Annotated in this window: 13 protein-coding genes; 6 read left to right on the top strand and 7 right to left on the bottom strand. The window is 71.6% G+C overall.

Annotation, left to right across the window (positions count from 1 at the left end):
* Positions 1-44 precede the first annotated feature (44 nt).
* The 4 genes from ACIPJY_RS08275 to ACIPJY_RS08260 are packed head-to-tail and all read right to left on the bottom strand — an operon-like array spanning position 45 to position 5,294.
* Positions 45-1,778 carry an ATP-binding cassette domain-containing protein gene (locus ACIPJY_RS08275; protein ID WP_400462792.1) on the bottom strand — a complete coding sequence of 578 codons (1,734 nt, stop codon included), beginning with the start codon at positions 1,776-1,778 and terminating at the stop codon, positions 45-47.
* Positions 1,775-2,650 (bottom strand): ABC transporter permease, encoded by an 876-nt coding sequence (locus ACIPJY_RS08270; protein ID WP_400462790.1) that lies wholly within the window; start codon positions 2,648-2,650, stop codon positions 1,775-1,777. The genes ACIPJY_RS08275 and ACIPJY_RS08270 overlap by 4 nt, the downstream gene beginning before the upstream one ends.
* Entirely contained in the window at positions 2,647-3,678 is a 1,032-nt protein-coding gene (locus ACIPJY_RS08265; RefSeq protein WP_400462787.1) for an ABC transporter permease, read from the bottom strand. The genes ACIPJY_RS08270 and ACIPJY_RS08265 overlap by 4 nt, the downstream gene beginning before the upstream one ends.
* A complete protein-coding gene (locus tag ACIPJY_RS08260; protein ID WP_400462784.1) occupies positions 3,663-5,294 on the bottom strand; it encodes an ABC transporter substrate-binding protein in 1,632 nt (543 codons plus the stop codon). Before ACIPJY_RS08260 ends, ACIPJY_RS08265 begins: the two co-directional genes overlap by 16 nt.
* Positions 5,295-5,326: 32 nt before the next feature.
* Between ACIPJY_RS08260 and ACIPJY_RS08255 the strand changes: the two genes are divergently transcribed.
* On the top strand, positions 5,327-5,926 hold the full coding sequence (locus tag ACIPJY_RS08255) for a TetR family transcriptional regulator (RefSeq protein WP_400462781.1): 600 nt from the start codon (positions 5,327-5,329) through the stop codon (positions 5,924-5,926).
* A 227-nt stretch (positions 5,927-6,153) separates the two neighbouring features.
* On the opposite strand, the gene ACIPJY_RS08250 is transcribed toward ACIPJY_RS08255, so the two are convergent.
* Complete coding sequence (locus ACIPJY_RS08250) at positions 6,154-7,185, bottom strand: cation diffusion facilitator family transporter (protein WP_400462778.1); 1,032 nt, start codon at positions 7,183-7,185, stop codon at positions 6,154-6,156.
* Between the two features lie 238 nt (positions 7,186-7,423).
* On the opposite strand from ACIPJY_RS08250, the gene ileS reads away from it, so the two are divergent.
* The 4 genes from ileS to ndk are packed head-to-tail and all read left to right on the top strand — an operon-like array spanning position 7,424 to position 13,001.
* Positions 7,424-10,690: an isoleucine--tRNA ligase gene (gene ileS, locus ACIPJY_RS08245; RefSeq protein ID WP_400462776.1), complete on the top strand. Its 3,267-nt coding sequence runs from the start codon at positions 7,424-7,426 to the stop codon at positions 10,688-10,690.
* Positions 10,687-12,144: a bifunctional folylpolyglutamate synthase/dihydrofolate synthase gene (locus ACIPJY_RS08240; RefSeq protein WP_400462773.1), complete on the top strand. Its 1,458-nt coding sequence runs from the start codon at positions 10,687-10,689 to the stop codon at positions 12,142-12,144. The genes ileS and ACIPJY_RS08240 overlap by 4 nt, the downstream gene beginning before the upstream one ends.
* Positions 12,141-12,545 carry a DUF4233 domain-containing protein gene (locus ACIPJY_RS08235; protein WP_400462770.1) on the top strand — a complete coding sequence of 135 codons (405 nt, stop codon included), beginning with the start codon at positions 12,141-12,143 and terminating at the stop codon, positions 12,543-12,545. Before ACIPJY_RS08240 ends, ACIPJY_RS08235 begins: the two co-directional genes overlap by 4 nt.
* A gap of 36 nt (positions 12,546-12,581) precedes the next feature.
* On the top strand, positions 12,582-13,001 hold the full coding sequence (ndk, locus tag ACIPJY_RS08230; protein ID WP_123702843.1) for a nucleoside-diphosphate kinase: 420 nt from the start codon (positions 12,582-12,584) through the stop codon (positions 12,999-13,001).
* A gap of 169 nt (positions 13,002-13,170) precedes the next feature.
* Here the strand turns inward: ndk and ACIPJY_RS08225 are convergent, their stop codons facing one another.
* Complete coding sequence (locus tag ACIPJY_RS08225; protein ID WP_400462767.1) at positions 13,171-14,025, bottom strand: DsbA family protein; 855 nt, start codon at positions 14,023-14,025, stop codon at positions 13,171-13,173.
* 94 nt (positions 14,026-14,119) lie between these two features.
* The gene (locus tag ACIPJY_RS08220) at positions 14,120-14,719 is read right to left on the bottom strand and encodes a vitamin K epoxide reductase family protein (protein ID WP_400462764.1); all 600 of its coding nucleotides are present in this window, start codon (positions 14,717-14,719) and stop codon (positions 14,120-14,122) included.
* A gap of 336 nt (positions 14,720-15,055) precedes the next feature.
* Here ACIPJY_RS08220 and ACIPJY_RS08215 point away from each other — a divergent pair, with 336 nt between their 5' ends.
* On the top strand, positions 15,056-17,971 hold the full coding sequence (locus ACIPJY_RS08215; protein WP_400462761.1) for an Rne/Rng family ribonuclease: 2,916 nt from the start codon (positions 15,056-15,058) through the stop codon (positions 17,969-17,971).

Here is a 17,971-nt window from a genome sequence, read left to right as displayed (position 1 = left end):
CTCTGCCGTTGCTCCGCCGTTGCTGGGGCGCTGTTGCGGCGCTGCTACGCCGCAGCGTCAGCCGGGCCGGCCGACAGGCGTTCGGCCGCGGCGAGGAGCGCTGCCGTCACCGGGTGCTCCGGGTGCGTGAACACGTCGGCGGCCGGTCCGTGTTCGACGGCCGCGCCCTCGTGCACGACCAGCACGTCGTCCGCGATCCGCCGCACGGCGCGGAGGTCGTGCGACACGAACACCATCGCCACGCCGGTGGTGTCCCTGAGCCGCTCCAGCAGCGTCAGCACCGCGTCCTGCACCGTGGCGTCGAGCGCGGTCACGGGTTCGTCGAGCACGAGCACCTCGGGGTCCGACGCCAGCGCCCGGGCGATCGCCAGACGCTGCCGCTGCCCGCCGGAGAGCGTCAGGGGCGACCGGTCCCGGAGCGCCGGCTCCAGGTCCACCCGCCGGAGTGCGGCGTCCACCCGGTCGCCGAGGTCGCCCGTCGCCCGCCGCGCGCTGCCGTCCGTGAGCGCGTCCGCGAGCACCCGCTCCACGCTCCACCGTTCGTCGAAGGTCGCGCCGGGGTCCTGCACGACGGCCGACACCCGGTGGCGGCGGGAACGACGGTCGCGTTCGGCGAGCGGTGCCCAGGGCTCGCCGTCGAGGGTCACGGTGCCGGTGTCCGGCGTCTCGAGGCCGAGCAGCATCCGGACGAGTGTGGTCTTGCCCGAGCCGGATGCCCCGACGACGCCGAGCGAGCGGCCGCGCTCGAGCGCGAACGACACCCCCGTGACGGCGTCCACCCGGTCGTACGCCTTCCGGAGGTCCCGCGCCGCGAGCACCGCGCCGCCCCCCGCACCGTGCGAGGCCGCGCCCGACCCCGCCCCCGACCCCGCAGTGTGCGAGGTTCCGGACACGGTGCGCCCCTCCGACCCTCGCACGGTGTCCGGAACCTCGCACACAGCGTCAGCGCCCGCGCCGGACCTCGCACGGTGCGAGGCAGCGCCAGCGCCGGACCTCGCACGGTGCGAGGCAGCGCCCGCGCCCGCAGCCGCCACCAGCGCCCGCGTCGCACCGTGCTCCGGGGAGCGCAGCACCGATGCGACGGTGCCCTCCTCCACGACCCGCCCCGCGTCCATCACCACGACACGGTCGGCCCACCCCGCCACGAGCCCCAGGTCGTGCGTCACGACGAGCACCCCCGCGCCACGCTCCTGCGCCGCCCGCAACTGCTCCATCACCCGCACGGCGATGCCCGCGTCGAGGGCCGTCGTCGGCTCGTCCGCGATCACCAGCGCGGGCGCCCCGATCGTGGCCGCAGCGATCAGCGCCCGCTGCCGCATGCCCCCGGAGAGCGTCCTCGCGAGCCGACCGTCCGACGCCATGGCCGGGTCGAGCCCGACCCCGGCGAGCGCGGAGCGCACGGCGTCCACGCGCTCACGTGCGCTCATCTCGGTGTGCAGCCGGAGGGTGTCGGCGACCTCGCGCCCGACGGGACGGAGCGGGTCCAACGCACCGAGGGCCTCCTGTCCGACGTACCCGACACGCGCGCCGCGCACCGAACGCCACCGCCGGTCGGAGAACGCGCGCACGTCGAGGCCCGCCACGTCGAGCCGGTCGGCACGGACGGCGGAGCCCGGTGCCGACAGGCCGAGGAGTGCCCGGACGGTGACGGTCTTGCCGGAGCCGGACGCGCCGACCAGGGCGACGCACTCGCCGGCGGCGACGTGCAGGGCGACGTCCCGGACGAGCGGCGTGCCGCCGACGGCCACGCCGAGTCCTCGTGCTTCGACGACGTTCATCGGGTTGCTCCAGTCCGTCGGAGGGCCCGGCCGAGCACCGTCACCGCGGTCGCGAGCACGACGATCGCGAGTCCGGGGAAGGTGCTCATCCAGGGTGCAGTCTGCAGGTAGGTGCGGCCGTCGGCGAGCATCGCGCCCCACTCCGGAGCCGGGGGCGGCGTGCCGACGCCGAGGTAGCTGAGCGCGGAGGCCCAGACGATCGCCTGCCCGATGCCGAGCGTGCCGACGGCGACGATCGGCCAGAGCGCTGCGGGCAGGACGTGCCGGACGACGATCCGTGCGGGGGAGCGGCCCTGCAGCACGGCGGTCTCGACCACCTGCGAGGACTTCGCGGTCCGCACCAGGCCGCGCACGATGCGGGCGTAGCCGGGCGCGGTGGCAAACCCGACGGCGAGCATCGCGGGTACGGGCCCCGGCCCGGTCACCGCGATCACCACGAGCGCGACGAGGAGCAGCGGGAGCGCGAAGGCCACCTCGGTGACGCGGCCGACGACGGCGTCGACGACCCGGCCGCCCAGGCCGGCGAGGACACCGAGCACGATGCCGACGCCGCCGCCGACCAGGGTCGCGACGACCCCGACGAGCAGGCTCGCGCGTGTGCCGGCGACGACCCGCGCCAGGACGTCGCGGCCGGACTCGTCGGTGCCGAAGGGGTGCCCGGCGCCGGGTGGGAGCAGGGCCTCGGCGGGGTGGACCGCGAGCGGGTGCGCACCGCCGAGCAGCGACGGCCACGCGGCGGCGACGACCGCGATCGCCACCACGGCGGCTGCGACGGTGCCGGCGGGTCCGAGTGCGCGTCGGCGTCCGGGTCGCGTCGGCGGGTCTGCCGCGGTCGTACCGGCCTGGAGGCTCGGCTCGGCGATGCCGCTCATCGCGCGCCCGCCCCGTGGCCGGCTCGCGCGCCGCGGTGAGGTCGCACTCCGGGTCGCCGCGGTCCGCGGGGGTCCCACGCGGAGTGCGATCTCACCCGACGCGGGTCGACGGCGCGCTCGACGAGGTCGGCGATCGCGAGGACCACGACGTAGGCGGCCGCGGAGACGAGGGCGATCCCGGCGACCAGCGGCATGTCCCGCTGGGTGACCGCGGTCACGAGAGCCCGTCCGATGCCGGGCAGCGCGAAGACCGACTCGACGACGACGGCCCCGGACACGAGCGACCCGAAGGCCCACGCGGACAGGGCGATCCCGGGCAGCGCGGCGTGCCGGAGCAGGTGCCGTCCGAACAGACCGGCACGGGTCTCGCCACGGCCGCGGGCGGCGAGGGCGAACGCCGAGCGCTGGGCGTCCACCACGCCGTCGCGGACCGTCTCGGCGAGGTACCCGGCGACCGGGACGGCGACGGTGAGCACCGGCAGGACCCAGCCACGGACGCTGCCGTCGCTGACCGCCGGCACCCAGCCGAGCGCGCTGGCGAACACCACGATGAGCACGCTGCCGAGCCAGAAGTGCGGGGTCACGCTCGCGGTGACGGAGATCGCACTGGTCAGCGTCGCGGCGACCCGACCGCGCTGGGTCGACCACCACGCGGCGACGATCGCGAGCGCCCAGGCGACGACGAGCCCGGCGACGGCGAGCGTCAGCGTCACCGGCAGCTGCTGTCCGAGGAGTGTCGCGACCGGGGTCCGGAAGGCGTAGGAGTCCCCGAGCTGCCCGGTCGCCAGACGTCCGAGGAACACCGCGTACTGCACGACGACGGGACGGTCGAACCCGTAGTCCGCGCGGACCTGGGCGACCGCGGCCGCCGAGGCCTGGGACCCGGGGCCACCGAGCACCGCGAGCGCCGGGTCACCGGGGATGAGGCGGATCGCGACGAACACGATCGTCGCGACCGCCCAGAGCACCCCGATGCCGCCGAGCAGCCGGCGGAGCACCCACCACGTCCAGCTCAGCGGTCGATCCATGCGGTGCCGAACCACGGGGTCGACACCGCGGTGGTCCGGATGCCGTGGACGGCCGAGCGGTACAGGAAGTGGTTCTGCTGGTCGTAGAGCGGCAGCACCGTCCTGGACGCGAGGATGCGCTCCTGCGCTTCCTCGTAGAGGCTGCCACGCGTGCTGGTGTCGGACGTCTGCGCGGCTTCCTCGAGCAGGGCGTCGACCTTCGGGTCGTCGAGCTGGGCGAGGTTCGCGAAGTACCCGGACGGAGCCGGCGTGATGCTGGCCGAGTCGTAGAGGATCCGCAGCACGTCGGCGCCGACCTTCGTGTACGGGGCGCTGACGACGTCGTACTGGTTCTTCGCGAGGGCGGCGTACCAGCTGGACAGGTCGAGCTCTTCGAGCTGGACCTTGAAGCCGACCTTCGCCTCGGACGCCTGGATCTGCTGGAACAGGCTGCGCTCGGCGGGCACCGACTGGTTCGTCGACACCGGGAACGTCACCGTGAGCTGCTTGCCGTCCTTCTCGCGGACGCCGTCCGAGCCGACCTTCCACCCGGCGTCGTCGAGGAGCTGCTCGGCCGTCTTCGGGCTGTACCGGAACAGGCTCTTGTCGGAGTAGCCGAACGGCTCGACGCTGGAGAGCGCCGAGTACGAGCGCTTCGCGGTGCCGAGGAACAGCGACTGCACGCCGGGGTTGATCTCCGCGCCGGCGATGAACGCCTTGCGCACGGCTTCGTCCTGGAAGACGCCGTGCCCGGAGTTCAGCTCGAGGCGGTTGGAGGCGCCGGGGCGCGGGGCGTCGAGGTCGCGGATCGTGGACTTCGCCGAGGCTGCCTTGAGCTGGTCGGGCTGGGCGTTGTCGATCACGTCGACCTGTCCGGACTGCAGCGCGGCGTACCGGGACGTCGAGTCCGGCAGGAAGCGCCACGTGATCCCGGAGAGACGCGGCTTGGTCGTGCCCCAGTAGTCGTCGTTCTTCGCCAGGGTGACGCGGTCGCCGTGCTTCCAGTCCGTGATCCTGAACGGGCCGGTGCCGACGGGGGACTCGCAGTTCACGGCCTGCGTGCGCTCGAGGGCCTTCGGGGACTCCATCCCGACCCAGGGCTGCGAGAACGACTCGAGCAGCGCGCTGTCCGGACGGCTGAGCGACAGCGTGACGGTGTGGGCGTCGGTGGCGGTGGCCTTCGCGATGGACCGGAGTGCCAGGTAGCCGGTGCTCGACGCGGTCGCCGGGTCCTGCACGTGCTCGATGTTCGCCACGACCGCGGCGGCGTCGAACGGGGTGCCGTCGGTGAACGTGACGTCGTCCCGCAGGGTGAACGTCAGGGTCTTGCCGTCGTCGCTCGTCGTCCACTTCGTGGCGAGCGCCGGGGTCGGCTTGCCGTCGTCGAGGCCGACGAGTTCCTCGATGTACTGGGTCGCCAGCAGCGCCTGCGGGTAGTTGCCGCCGACGTGGGGGTCGAGGCAGGTCGGTTCGGCGTCACCGGACGCGTACGTCAGGGTGCCGCCGGCGACGGGCGTGCTGCTCGCGGAGCTGGTGCCGGCACCGGTGCAGGCGGTGACGGCGAGGAGGATCGCGGTGGCCCCCGCGATGACGCCAGCGGTTCGGGCGCGGCGTTTCTGTACTGGGTCCAAGATCATGGCTGGACGAGTCTAGCTGTTTACTGGGGACCATGGACGAACCGATCCGCCGCGGGGGACGGCCGCGACGCTCGAGTGCCGAGGTGCTGGCGGACGCGGCCGCGGAGCTGTTCCTCGAGCAGGGGTACGCCGGCACCACCGTGGACCACATCGCCGCTCGGGCCGGGGTCAGTCGAGCGACGTTCTTCAACTACTTCCCGGCGAAGTCCGACGTGATGTGGCTCGAGCTCGACGCCGCCGTCGCCGCGCTGCCGTCCCTGCTCGCGGGCTCCGACGAGCCCTCGGCCGTGCGTGCCGTCGAGGAGGCGCTCCTCGCAGCCGCCCGCGCGCACGACCCGGAGCGCGTGCCGTGGGCGGTCGCGCAGGCCGAGGTGATGGGCATCGGGCCGGAGCTCGTCGCGAGCGTCGCCGCCCGGGTGATGGCCCAGCACGACGTGGTCGCGGCGTTCGTCGCCCGGCGGACGGGGGAGTACCCGGGGTCGCTCTGGCCGCAGACGGTGTCGGGCGCGATGCTCGGCGCGGCGGCCGCGGCGTTCGGGGTCTGGGTCGCCGACGGGGTGGCACGCCGCCCGCTCGTCGAGTACGTCGGCGCCGCGCTCACCCCCGTGGCCGCTGGCCTCGACGCCCGCTGACCCGTGGCGCGGCTCCGCCGCGGTGCTCGCGCTCCGCGGTGCTCGCGCTCCGCGACGCGGTTCGCGCGCTCCGCGACGCGGATCGGCGTCGCACAACGGAAACAGGCTCGAACCGCGGACTTGCGTGGTTCGAGCCGGTTTCCGTTGTGCTGTGCCGGTCGGCACCGCCGGAGCGGGCCGCGCGGCCGCGCGGCCGCGCGGGCGGCGCAAGCCGCGCCGCCGCCGTGTCAGTCGGTCCGGAGCGTGCCGGCACCGCCGGACGCCACGTCCTCCACCGTGCCGTCCCGCACGACCTCGGGCACGTCGCCGTCCTTCGGCACCAGGGACGTGTCACCCGGCAGGCTCAGGGTGAGGACGGCCTCCTCGATGTACTGGCTGTCCTCCAGGGATTTCTCGACCTCGCGCAACCGGACCGCCACGTGCGACTCGTCCTCGTTCCCGGTGAGGTCGATCGCCGCGACGAGGTACACCCGCGACGGCCCGACGAACTCCAGGTGCAGGTACGTGACCCGATCGATCTGCGGGCGTCCGAGCAGCTCGACGAGCACCGCGTTCTCGAGCTCCGGGGAGGTGCTCTCCCCGAGCAGGAAGCGGCGGTTGCGGTCGATGAGGACGATCGCCACGACGCCGAGCAGGATGCCGATCGCGATGGACCCGATCGCGTCGAAGACCGCCAGCCCGGTGATCTGGTGCAGGAACACGCCGAGGAACGCCACGACGAGGCCGATCAGCGCCGCCGCGTCCTCGGCGAACACGGCCCGCAGCGTCGGGTTCGAGGACTGCAGCACCTGCCGGAGCACCGGCACGCGGCGCTTCCGGGCGGCGCCGTGCGCCTGCCGGTAGGCCTGGAGGAAGCTCGTCCCCTCCAGGCAGAACGACAGCGCGAGCACGATGTAGTTCAGCAGGACGTCGTCGGCGGGCCCGGTGTCCCCGAGCTCGGTGATGCCGTGGTAGATCGACACGATCGCGCCGGCGGTGAACAGGCCGAACGCCGCGAACATCGACCAGATGTAGGTCTCCCGCCCGTACCCGAGCGGGTGCGCGGTGTCCCGCTTCCTGGCCCCGCGGCGTTCGGCCACGAGCAGGAAGACCTCGTTCCCGGTGTCGGCCCACGAGTGCGCGGCCTCGGCGACCATCGAGGCCGATCCGGAGAGCATCGAGGCGATGGTCTTCGCGATCGCGACGAGCAGGTTCGCCCCGAACGCGATGACGACGGTGAGTGAGGACTCGGGGCGGTCCTGCTGTTCAGACGAGGGCATCTCTCAAGCATGCTCCCGTCCGCTAAACTCGTGTTCCACGAGCATCGATCCGGCCATCACCGGGGAGCTTCCGGAAGAACGCGGGACGCGCGAGCGGACCGTCAGTAGAGCCGGACGGGTTCGGGACCGTCACCATCCCCGACGACGAGCGGTCGCACCGGCGTGTGCGGCAAGCGAGGTGGTACCGCGGAGCGTGCTCCGTCCTCGTGGAGAGCAACCGAACCCACAGGAGCAACCGGTGCGATACCCACTGAACCGCGATGCAGCCGACGCTGCCGGCGTCACCCCCTCGCCGTCCTTCCCCGATGTCGAGCAGGGCATCCTCGCCTTCTGGAAGGGCGACGACACCTTCCAGGCGTCGATCGACCGTCGCGACGGCTGCGACGAGTGGGTCTTCTACGACGGCCCGCCGTTCGCCAACGGTCTGCCGCACTACGGTCACCTGCTGACCGGGTACGCCAAGGACGTCTTCCCGCGCTACCAGACGATGCGCGGCAAGCAGGTGCACCGCCGCTTCGGGTGGGACACCCACGGCCTGCCCGCGGAGCTCGAGGCGATGCGCCAGCTCGGCATCACCGAGAAGCACGAGATCGACGAGATGGGCGTCGACGTCTTCAACGCCGCGGCGAAGCAGTCCGTGCTGCAGTACACCGACGAGTGGCAGCAGTACGTCACCCGGCAGGCCCGCTGGGTGGACTTCGAGGACGACTACAAGACCCTCGACGTGACCTTCATGGAGAGCGTCCTCTGGGCGTGGAAGCAGCTCTGGGACAAGGGCCTGGCCTACGAGGGCTTCCGGGTCCTGCCGTACTGCTGGAACGACCAGACCCCGCTGTCGAACCACGAGCTGCGCATGGACGACGACGTCTACCAGATGCGCCAGGACCAGTCCGTCACGGTCTCGTTCCCGCTGCAGGGCGCCCGTGCGTCCGAGCTCGGGCTGGACGGCGTGCGGGCGCTCGCCTGGACGACGACCCCGTGGACGCTCCCGACGAACGCCGCCCTGGCAGTCGGACCGGCGGTCGCGTACGTGGTGCTGCCGGCAGGGCCTGGAGGCTCGGCTGACGGCAGCGACGCCGGTGCGGTCTCGTACCTGCTGGCGTCCGACACCGTGGCGGCCTACGCGAAGGACCTCGGCTACGAGTCGGCAGAGGCCGCTGTCGCGGCCGTCACGCGCGAGCTGCAGGGTGCCGAGCTCGACGGCGTCCGGTACGAGCGCCTGTTCGACTTCCTCGCCGACACCGAGGGCATGGAGCAGGCCTGGCAGATCCTGGTCGCCGACTACGTCGAGACCGGCGAGGGCACCGGCATCGTCCACCAGGCCCCGGCGTACGGCGCCGACGACCAGGTCGTCTGCGCCGCCGCGGGGATCCCCGTGGTGCTCTCCCTCGACGAGGGCGGCGTCTTCACCTCGCAGTTCCCGCTCGTCGCCGGGCAGCTCTGGTCGGACGCCAACAAGCCGCTCACGAAGGCCGTGAAGGACGCCGGACGGCTCCTCCGCCAGGCCTCGTACGAGCACAGCTACCCGCACTGCTGGCGCTGCCGGAAGCCCCTCATCTACAAGGCCGTCTCGTCCTGGTTCGTCCGGGTCACCGAGTTCCGTGACCGGATGGGCGAGCTCAACGAGGACATCACCTGGGTGCCGGAGAACGTCAAGGACGGCCAGTTCGGCAAGTGGGTCGGCAACGCCATCGACTGGTCGGTGTCGCGCAACCGCTACTTCGGCACGCCGATCCCGGTGTGGGTCTCCGACGACCCCGAGTACCCGCGCACCGACGTGTACGGGTCGCTGGCGGACATCGAGCGCGACTTCGGCCGCCTCCCGCTGAACGCCGAGGGACAGGTCGACCTGCACCGCCCGTTCATCGACGACCTCACGCGCCCGAACCCGGACGACCCGACGGGGAAGTCCACCATGCGCCGGATCTCCGACGTCTTCGACGTCTGGTTCGACTCCGGGTCGATGCCGTACGCGCAGGTGCACTACCCGTTCGAGAACCGCGAGTGGTTCGACAGCCACAACCCGGCCGACTTCATCGTCGAGTACATCGGGCAGACCCGCGGCTGGTTCTACGTCATGCACGTGCTCTCCACCGCGCTGTTCGACCGGCCCGCGTTCACGAACGTGATCAGCCACGGCATCGTCCTCGGCTCCGACGGCCAGAAGATGTCCAAGTCGCTCCGGAACTACCCGGACGTCTCCGAGGTCTTCGACCGCGACGGCGCCGACGCGATGCGCTGGTTCCTGATGTCCTCGTCGGTGATCCGCGGCGGCAACCTCGTCGTCACCGAAGAGGGCATCCGCCAGGGCGTCCGCGAGTTCCTGCTGCCGTTCTGGTCGACGTACTACTTCTTCACGCTGTACTCGAACGCGTCCGGGGAGTCCGGGTACCAGGCGTCGCGTCGGACGGACAGCACCGACGTGCTCGACCGGTACCTGCTCGCGAAGACCCGCGTGCTCGTGACCGACGTCACGACGCACCTCGACGCGCTCGACACCCCGCTCGCGGCGCAGGCCGTCCGCGACTTCGCCGACGTGCTGACGAACTGGTACGTCCGCCGGTCGCGTGACAAGTTCTGGCTCGGCGCCGAGTCGAGCGACTCGGCGAAGGCCGCGTTCGACACGCTGTACACCGTGCTCGAGACCCTCGCCCGGGTCGCCGCCCCGCTCGCGCCCCTCGTCACGGAAGAGGTCTGGAAGGGCCTGACCGGCGACCGCAGCGTGCACCTGACGGACTTCCCGGACGCTGCCGATTTCCCCGCGGACGACGCCCTGGTCGCCGCGATGGACCGCGTGCGCGACGTCGCATCGAAGGGCCTGGCGCTCCGCAAGGCCACCGGCAAGCGCGTCCGGCTGCCCCTCGCGACGCTGACGCTCGTCGTGCCCGACCCCGCCGCCGTCGAGCCGTTCGCGGACATCCTCCGCGACGAGCTCAACGTCAAGCGCGTCGTGCTGGAGACCCAGGCCGAGGAGTCCCTGGCGCAGTACGGCATCGAGCGGAAGCTCACCGTGAACGCCCGCGCCGCCGGCCCGCGCATCGGCAAGGCCGTGCAGCAGGTCATCCCGGCCGCCAAGAAGGGCGACTGGGTCGCGACCGAGACCGGTGTCACCGTCGGCGGCATCGACCTGGTCGAGGGCGAGTTCACGCTCGACCTCACCGTCGCCGACGCCTCGAACGCGGTGGCGTTCCTGGACGGCGGCGGCTTCGTGGTGCTCGACACCGTGACCACGCCCGAGCTCGAGGCCGAGGGCGTGGCCCGTGACGTCGTCCGCGCCGTCCAGCAGGCCCGCCGCGAGGCCGACCTCGACGTCAGCGACCGCATCGTCCTGACGCTCCGTGCGGACGAGACGGCCGAGGCAGCGGTGCAGGCGCACCGTGAGCTGATCGCGAACGAGACCCTGACGACGACGCTGCAGCTGGTGGCCGCCGTGTTCGCGGAGGACGACCCGGCCACCGAGGTCGGTGACGGTGCGAAGGTGACCGTGGAGGTGGAGCGCGCATGAGCGACGACGACGAGAACGGCTTCGAGGACCAGACGCCGGACGGCATCGAGATCCCGGTGGGCCCGGCCGGCGACACCGCCCCTGACGAAGCATTGCCCTACGGGGGCGACGACGACGAGGTGCGTCGCGTCGAAGCGGCCCTGTACGCCCGGATCGGCGAGCAGTCGCCCGAGCACCGCCTGACCGCGACCCGTCGTGCCGTCGAGCTCCTCGGCGACCCGCACCTGGCGTACCCGGTCATCCACCTCACGGGGACGAACGGCAAGACCTCGACCGCCCGGATGACGGAGAGCATCGTCCGCGCGCACGGCCTCCGGACCGGACTCATGACGAGCCCGCACCTGGTGTCCATCCGGGAGCGCATCGTCATCGACGGGCAGCCCATCGCCCCGGACCGCTTCGTGGAGAACTGGGACGACATCACGCCGATCCTGGCGATGACCGACCAGGAGCTCACCGACAAGGGCGAGCTCCCGCTGACGTTCTTCGAGGCGCTGACCGTGCTCGCGCTGGCGTGCTTCGCCGAGGCACCCGTCGACGTCGCGGTGATCGAGGTCGGCATGGGCGGCGAGTGGGACTCCACCAACGTCGTGCAGAGCCAGGTCCAGGTGTTCACCCCGATCGCGATCGACCACGCCAAGCAGCTCGGCAACACCGTCGCCGAGATCGCCCGCACGAAGTCGGGGATCATCAAGCCGTCCTCCGCCGTCGTGTCGAGTGCGCAGGTGCCCGAGGCGCTCGCCGAACTCGAACGCGCCGCGGAGCTCACCGAGTCCACGCTCGCCGTCGAGGGCGTGGGCTTCAGCGTCGTGGACGTGACCCCGGCCGTCGGTGGCCAGCTCATCACCGTGCAGGGGGTCGCCGGTCGCTACGACGACCTGTTCGTCCCGCTGTTCGGCGCGCACCAGGCCCACAACGCCGCGGTCGCGATCGCCGCCGTCGAGTCGTTCATCGGCCGCGGGTCGCAGGCCCTCGACGAGGACGTCCTCAGTGAGGGCCTCGCCGCGGCGACGAGCCCCGGTCGTCTGCAGCCCATCGCGCAGGACCCCACGGTGGTCGTCGACGCCGCGCACAACCCGCACGGCGCCAAGGCCCTCGCCGACGCGCTGCCCGTCGCGTTCCCCTCGGAGCACGTCGTCGGCGTGGTCGGGATCCTCGCCGACAAGGACGCCCGCGGGTTCGTCCGCGCGCTCAAGGACACGATCGCCACGTTCGTCGTGACCCAGCCACCGGGGGAGCGTGCGCTCGACGCGGACGAGTTCGCCCGGATCGTCGTCGACGAGGTCGGCGACGACCGCGTGGTCGTCGAGCCCTCGCTCGCGCAGGCCCTGCAGGAAGCGCGGGACCTGGCAGACGAGGCCGAGGCCGAGGACGCCATGGTGCTCGTCGCCGGCTCCATCGTGATGGTGGGCGCGGTCATGGACCTGGTCCACACGGAAGGTGAGACGAAGTGACGGACGCGAGCGGAGCCTCCAGGCCGGGTCGCCAGCCACGTCAGCGACGTGAGCGTGGCGCCCAGGAGAGCCTCACCTCGATCGCCCTCGTGCTCGAGGCGATCATGTTCTTCTTCCCGATGCTCGTCGTCTTCGGCAAGCACACCCTGCCGGCCGGATGGGCCTTCGGCGGGGGCATCGGCGCGATGATCGTGCTGGCGCTCGCGTCGCGTCTGACGGGCAACCGTGCCGGTGTATGGTTCGGGTGGCTGCTGCAGGCGGCCATCCTCGCCACCGGCTTCATCGAGCCGTTCATGTTCGTGGTGGGCCTGGTGTTCCTGGCGCTGTGGATCTTCTGCTTCGTCAAGGGCGGTCAGCTCGACCGTCAGAACGCCGCCCGACGAGCCGCTGCCGGCGACTGACCTCAATCCACCCCCAGAACCTCAGGGAGCACCGCTGTGTCCGACTTCGAAGAGACCCTCGTCCTCGTCAAGCCCGACGGCGTCGCCCGCCAGCTCACCGGTGAGATCCTCCGCCGGATCGAGGCCAAGGGCTACGAGATCGTCGACCTCAAGATGATCACCGCGCCGCGCGACCTGCTCGACGCGCACTACGAGGAGCACCAGGGCAAGCCGTTCTTCGAGCCCCTCGTCGAGTTCATGCAGTCCGGCCCGGTCGTCGCCGTGCGCGTCGCCGGCAACGCGGCGATCGCGGGCTTCCGCTCGCTCGCCGGCACCACGGACCCGACCTCGGCCGCGCCGGGGACCATCCGCGGCGACCTCGGTCGTGACTGGGGCCTCAAGGTCCAGCAGAACCTGGTGCACGGCTCGGACAGCCCCGAGTCCGCCGCGCGCGAGCTCGCGCTCTGGTTCGCGTGACGCGTCCCGCGTAGCGCGGCGCGCGTGCGCCGCGCTCGCGTGGTGTGATTCGCGTCCGCACAACGAAAAGCAGCCCGCACCACGGATTCCCGTGGTGCGGGCTGCTTTCGGTTGTGCGGCGACCGCTGGCCGCCGCGCGGCCGCCGCCGCGCGGCCGCCGGCGCGCCGGCTAGCTGGCGCTGACGTTCTGCTCGACGAACGCGGCGAAGGCGTCGGTGTCGGTCAGGGTGCCGCTGTACTGCTTGCCGTTGACGAGCACGAGCGGGGTGCCGGTGAGCTTGTCGAGCGACGAGTTCGGGATCTTCTCGGTGAGGGCACGGTTCGTGGCGTCACCGACCCACCCGGCGAAGTCCTGGTCGGTGATGCACGAGGCGATGTTCTTGTTCGTCGCACCGGCCTTCTTCGCGATCGAGGCGAGCTTCGCGTTCGTCAGACCGCGGGTGTTCTCCGACGGCTGGTTCTCGTAGAACGCGGCGTTCACGTCGAGGAAGGCGTCCGGCTGGTAGTTCGCGACGCACGCGGCGGCCGCGGCTGCCCGGGTGGAGTACTTCGAGCCGAGCGAGGAGCGGTCGAGCAGGTTGAAGGGGTGCATCTCGAGCGTGGCGGACCCGCTCTGGACCCACTGCTTGATCTGGGTCATCTGCGCGGTCTCGAACTGGTTGCAGTACGGGCACATGTAGTCCTCGTACACGGTGATGTTCGCGACCGAGTCGTCCTGCTTCGTGGCGGTCGGCTTGCCGCCCTCGGGGATGGCCTTCGTCGTCACGGGGACGATCTGGCTGTTCTCGCCCTTGAAGAGGATGCCGTCGCTCGCCATGTTCTTCGGTCCGGGGCCCGCTGGCTGGATCGAGTTCGCGATCACCAGGACGACGACCGCGATCACGGCGAGACTGCCCACGATGATGCCGCTGATGGTCAGCGTGCGGTTGCGGCGCCGGCGGGCCTTCTCCTTCTCGCGCTGGGCGGCGGCACGTTCCCGTGCGGCGTTCCGGCGAGCCTTCTTGCTGCTCTCGTTGTCGCTCATCGGGAACGAGCGTAACGGCTGCCGACGCGCCGACGGGCGCTCCTGGCTGAGAAGAGTCCAGGAATCAGGTGACGTGTCACCGAAACCCGAGGGCTCAGAGCGAGGTGAGCACCGTCGGGAACATGATCAGGATGACCACCACGATGACCAGGTAGTTCGCGAGCGGGATCGCCCAGCAGAACGGCAGCAGGGCCTTCCCGATGCGCTGACCGCGGGCGCCGAACGTGCCGCGGGACATGTTCCAGACCGTGAAGACCCAGAACATCGGGATCGTCATCGACCAGACGAGCATGCACCACGGGCAGAGCGCACCGATCGACCACACCGTCTGCGTGAAGAGCCACGTGACGAAGACCCAGGCGAGGAACACGCCCGCGTTGAACACGATCCAGAACCACTTCGCACCGCGGAAGCCCGCGAGCAGGACCACGCCGACGGCGATCGGCGCGACGAACCCCATCAGCCCGAGCAGCGGGTTGGGGAAGCCGAGGAGGTGTCCCTGCCAGCTCGCCATCACGTTCGAGCAGCTGATGAACGGACTGGCGTCGCAGCTGAGGACCGCGTCGGGGTTGGCGTACTTCTCGAACTCGTCGAGCACCAGGCGGAACGCGGCGTAGAGGGCCACCGCACCGGTGACCAGGAGGAAGACCGCGATGGCGACCGGACGACGGGTGGCGGGTGCAGTCGTACTCACATCGTCATCATGACACGACGCCTCCGCGCCTTCCCGGGCGTCGCGTGCGATAATCACAGGGTCGAGTGGGAGATCCACCCGACGACGAGAGCTTTCCGGGCACCAGCCCGGACGATCAGGCGCGGTGAGAGCGTGCCGTGACCGGACGACGCGTCACTCCGACGCCGAGCCGAGCGGGGCCGGGTGCTCCGCACGGAACGAGCGCGGACCGCAGAAGATGTCGACGCCGGACGGTCACTGACCAGCGAGTGCGGGTGGCGTCGCCGCCGCCCGCCACAACTACAGAATTCCCGCCGCCCCTCGGGGTGGGAGCGGGGCCGAGGAGTGCACCAGTCCATGGTGGAGCAGAACGAGAACAACGGAACCAACAACACCGACGACGCCGCACCGAAGCGACGGGGCCGCCTGTTCGGCGGTCGCCGCGCCCGGTCCGGCCAGGAGGCCCGGGTCGAGTCGACCGTGTCGACCGACGCGGTCGAGACGGTCACCGACGAGGACACCGGAACGGTCGCGCAGACCGGCGCCGGGTCCGAGACGGGCACCGAGCCCGACCGGGCTGCGACGCCCGAGGCGAGCGGGGCCTCCCGTCCGGCCGAAGGTGACACCGCGACCGACGCGACGGTCTCCGTCGAGGTGTCGGTCGCTGCCGCCACCGCGGACGCACCGCACGACGTCAGCACGCTGACCGGTGACCTGCCGGTCGTCGACGCGGGTGCCGCCGCTGCTGCCGAGGCGACGGCCGTCGCCGAGTCCGCCGCACAGGACACCGACGCCGCCGTGGCCGAGCAGCCCACCGAGACGCCTGCGGCGCCGGAGCCGGTCGCCCCGAAGGCGACCTCGACGCTCAGCCTGATCTTCCACGCACCGGTCCTGCCGGAGCTGCCCGCCCGCGCGGCCCGTCCGGAGCGCGACGACCGCTGGGACGACGAGGACGACGACGTCCAGGGCGGCAGCCGTCGCCGGACCCGCCGTCGTGGCTCGAGCGCCGACCGCGAGCCGCGTGACCACCGCGAGCCCCGGGACCACCAGGAACCCCGCCGCCGCGAGGTCGAGCTCATCACCGAGCCGCAGCGCATCAAGGGCTCCACCCGCCTCGAGGCGAAGAAGCAGCGCCGTCGCGACGGCCGTGACGCCGGCCGCCGCCGCCAGGTCGTGACCGAGGACGAGTTCCTCGCCCGCCGCGAGAGCGTCGACCGCCAGATGATCGTCCGCTCGAGCGCGCAGAAGATCGAGATCGGCGTCATCGAGGACAACGTCCTCGCCGAGCACTACGTCACCAAGTCGCACAACGTGTCGCTCATCGGCAACGTGTACCTCGGCAAGGTCCAGAACGTGCTGCCGTCGATGGAGGCCGCGTTCGTCGACATCGGCCGCGGCCGGAACGCCGTGCTGTACGCCGGCGAGGTCGACTGGAACTCGGTCGAGACCGGCAACCACGGTCGTCGCATCGAGGCCGCCCTGAAGCCGGGCGACAAGGTGCTCGTGCAGGTCACGAAGGACCCGGTCGGCCACAAGGGGGCCCGCCTGACCAGCCAGGTCTCGCTGCCCGGCCGCTACCTGGTCTACGTGCCGAACGGCTCGATGAACGGCATCTCGCGGAAGCTCCCGGACACCGAGCGCGCTCGTCTGAAGAAGATCCTCAAGGAGGTCCTGCCGGAGCACGCGGGCGTCATCGTCCGCACCGCTGCGGAGGGCGCCACCGAGGAGCAGCTCACCCGCGACGTGCAGCGCCTCACCGCCCAGTGGGAGGCCATCCAGAAGAAGGTCGAGAACGGTCACGCGCCGGTCATGCTCCACTCGGAGCCCGACCTGCTCGTCAAGATCGTCCGCGACGTCTTCAACGAGGACTTCACGAAGCTGATCATCGACGGCGACGCCGCGCGCGAGACCATCGACGAGTACCTGACCGCGGTCGCGCCCGACCTGAAGGACCGCGTCGAGCTCTACGACGGGCCGGACTCCTTCGAGGAGTACCGCCTCAACGAGCAGATCGAGAAGGCCCTGGACCGCAAGGTCTGGCTGCCCTCCGGTGGTTCGCTCGTGATCGACCGCACCGAGGCCATGACGGTCATCGACGTCAACACGGGCAAGTTCGTCGGCTCCGGGGGCAACCTCGAGGAGACCGTCACGAAGAACAACCTCGAGGCGGCCGAGGAGATCGTCCGGCAGCTCCGTCTGCGTGACATCGGCGGCATCATCGTCGTCGACTTCATCGACATGGTGCTCGAGACGAACCGGGACCTCGTGCTCCGTCGTCTCGTCGAGTGCCTGAGCCGCGACCGCACGAAGCACCAGGTCGCCGAGGTCACCTCGCTCGGCCTCGTGCAGATGACCCGCAAGAAGATCGGCGTCGGGCTCCGCGAGTCCCTCGACGAGGTCAACGCGAAGGTCAACGACAACAACGCGGACCCCGGTCCCTCCAAGGGGCGTCGCAAGGGCCGCGGCAACGGGTCCGACGGCGGGTCCAACGGCAACGGCAACGGCTCGAACGGTTCCAACGGGAACGGGTCGCGCGGCGGCAACAGCAACGGGAACGGCGGCCACAACGGTGGCGAGTCGAAGTCGTCGCAGGCCCACCAGATCACGGACGACGTGAAGAACGCGCTGTCCCGGATCGCCGCGTCCACCCTGGCACACGAGGAAGACGGGGTCGCATCGGCGCCGTCGTCCCCGTCGGCCGTCGAGTCGCCGGTGTCCGCACCGTCGTCGACGACCGGGTCGACCGCACCCGAGACCGCCGCGTCGACCGAGCCGCAGGGCGAGTCCTCCGGCGGGTCGAAGCGTCGTCGTCGCCGCGGTGGCCGTGCGAGCTCCGAGCAGGCCGCGCCGACGTCCGACGACGGCATCCTGACGATCTCCGCGCCCGCTGCCGCTCCGGCCGCCGCCGCCCCTGCTGCTGCTCCGGCGACGACTGCTCCGGCCGCCGAGCCGACGCCGGCAGCCGCTCCGGCAGCCGCTGCAGAGGCACCCGCAGCGCCCACGCGCCGTCGGGTCTCGTCCTCGGCACCGGTCACCCCGACCGACACCACCGTCGCGATCCTGGACATCCCGGTCGCGGTCACGAAGCGCGAGCCCCGCAAGGCGCCCGACGCGGACTCGCTCCTGGACTCGGTGCTGCAGGCGCTCCCCGAGCCCAAGCAGCCCGGTCAGGGTCGTGCACGCTCGCGTCGGGTGTCGTCCGGCAGCATCAGCGCTCCGGCGACCTCGGGGGAGACCCCGACCGACGACGGCCCCGTGATCCTGGGGAACTGA

It is taken from the genome of Curtobacterium sp. NPDC090223, assembly GCF_044746585.1.
Classification (GTDB): Bacteria; Actinomycetota; Actinomycetes; order Actinomycetales; family Microbacteriaceae; genus Curtobacterium.
This window is presented reverse-complemented; position numbering and strand designations above follow the sequence as displayed.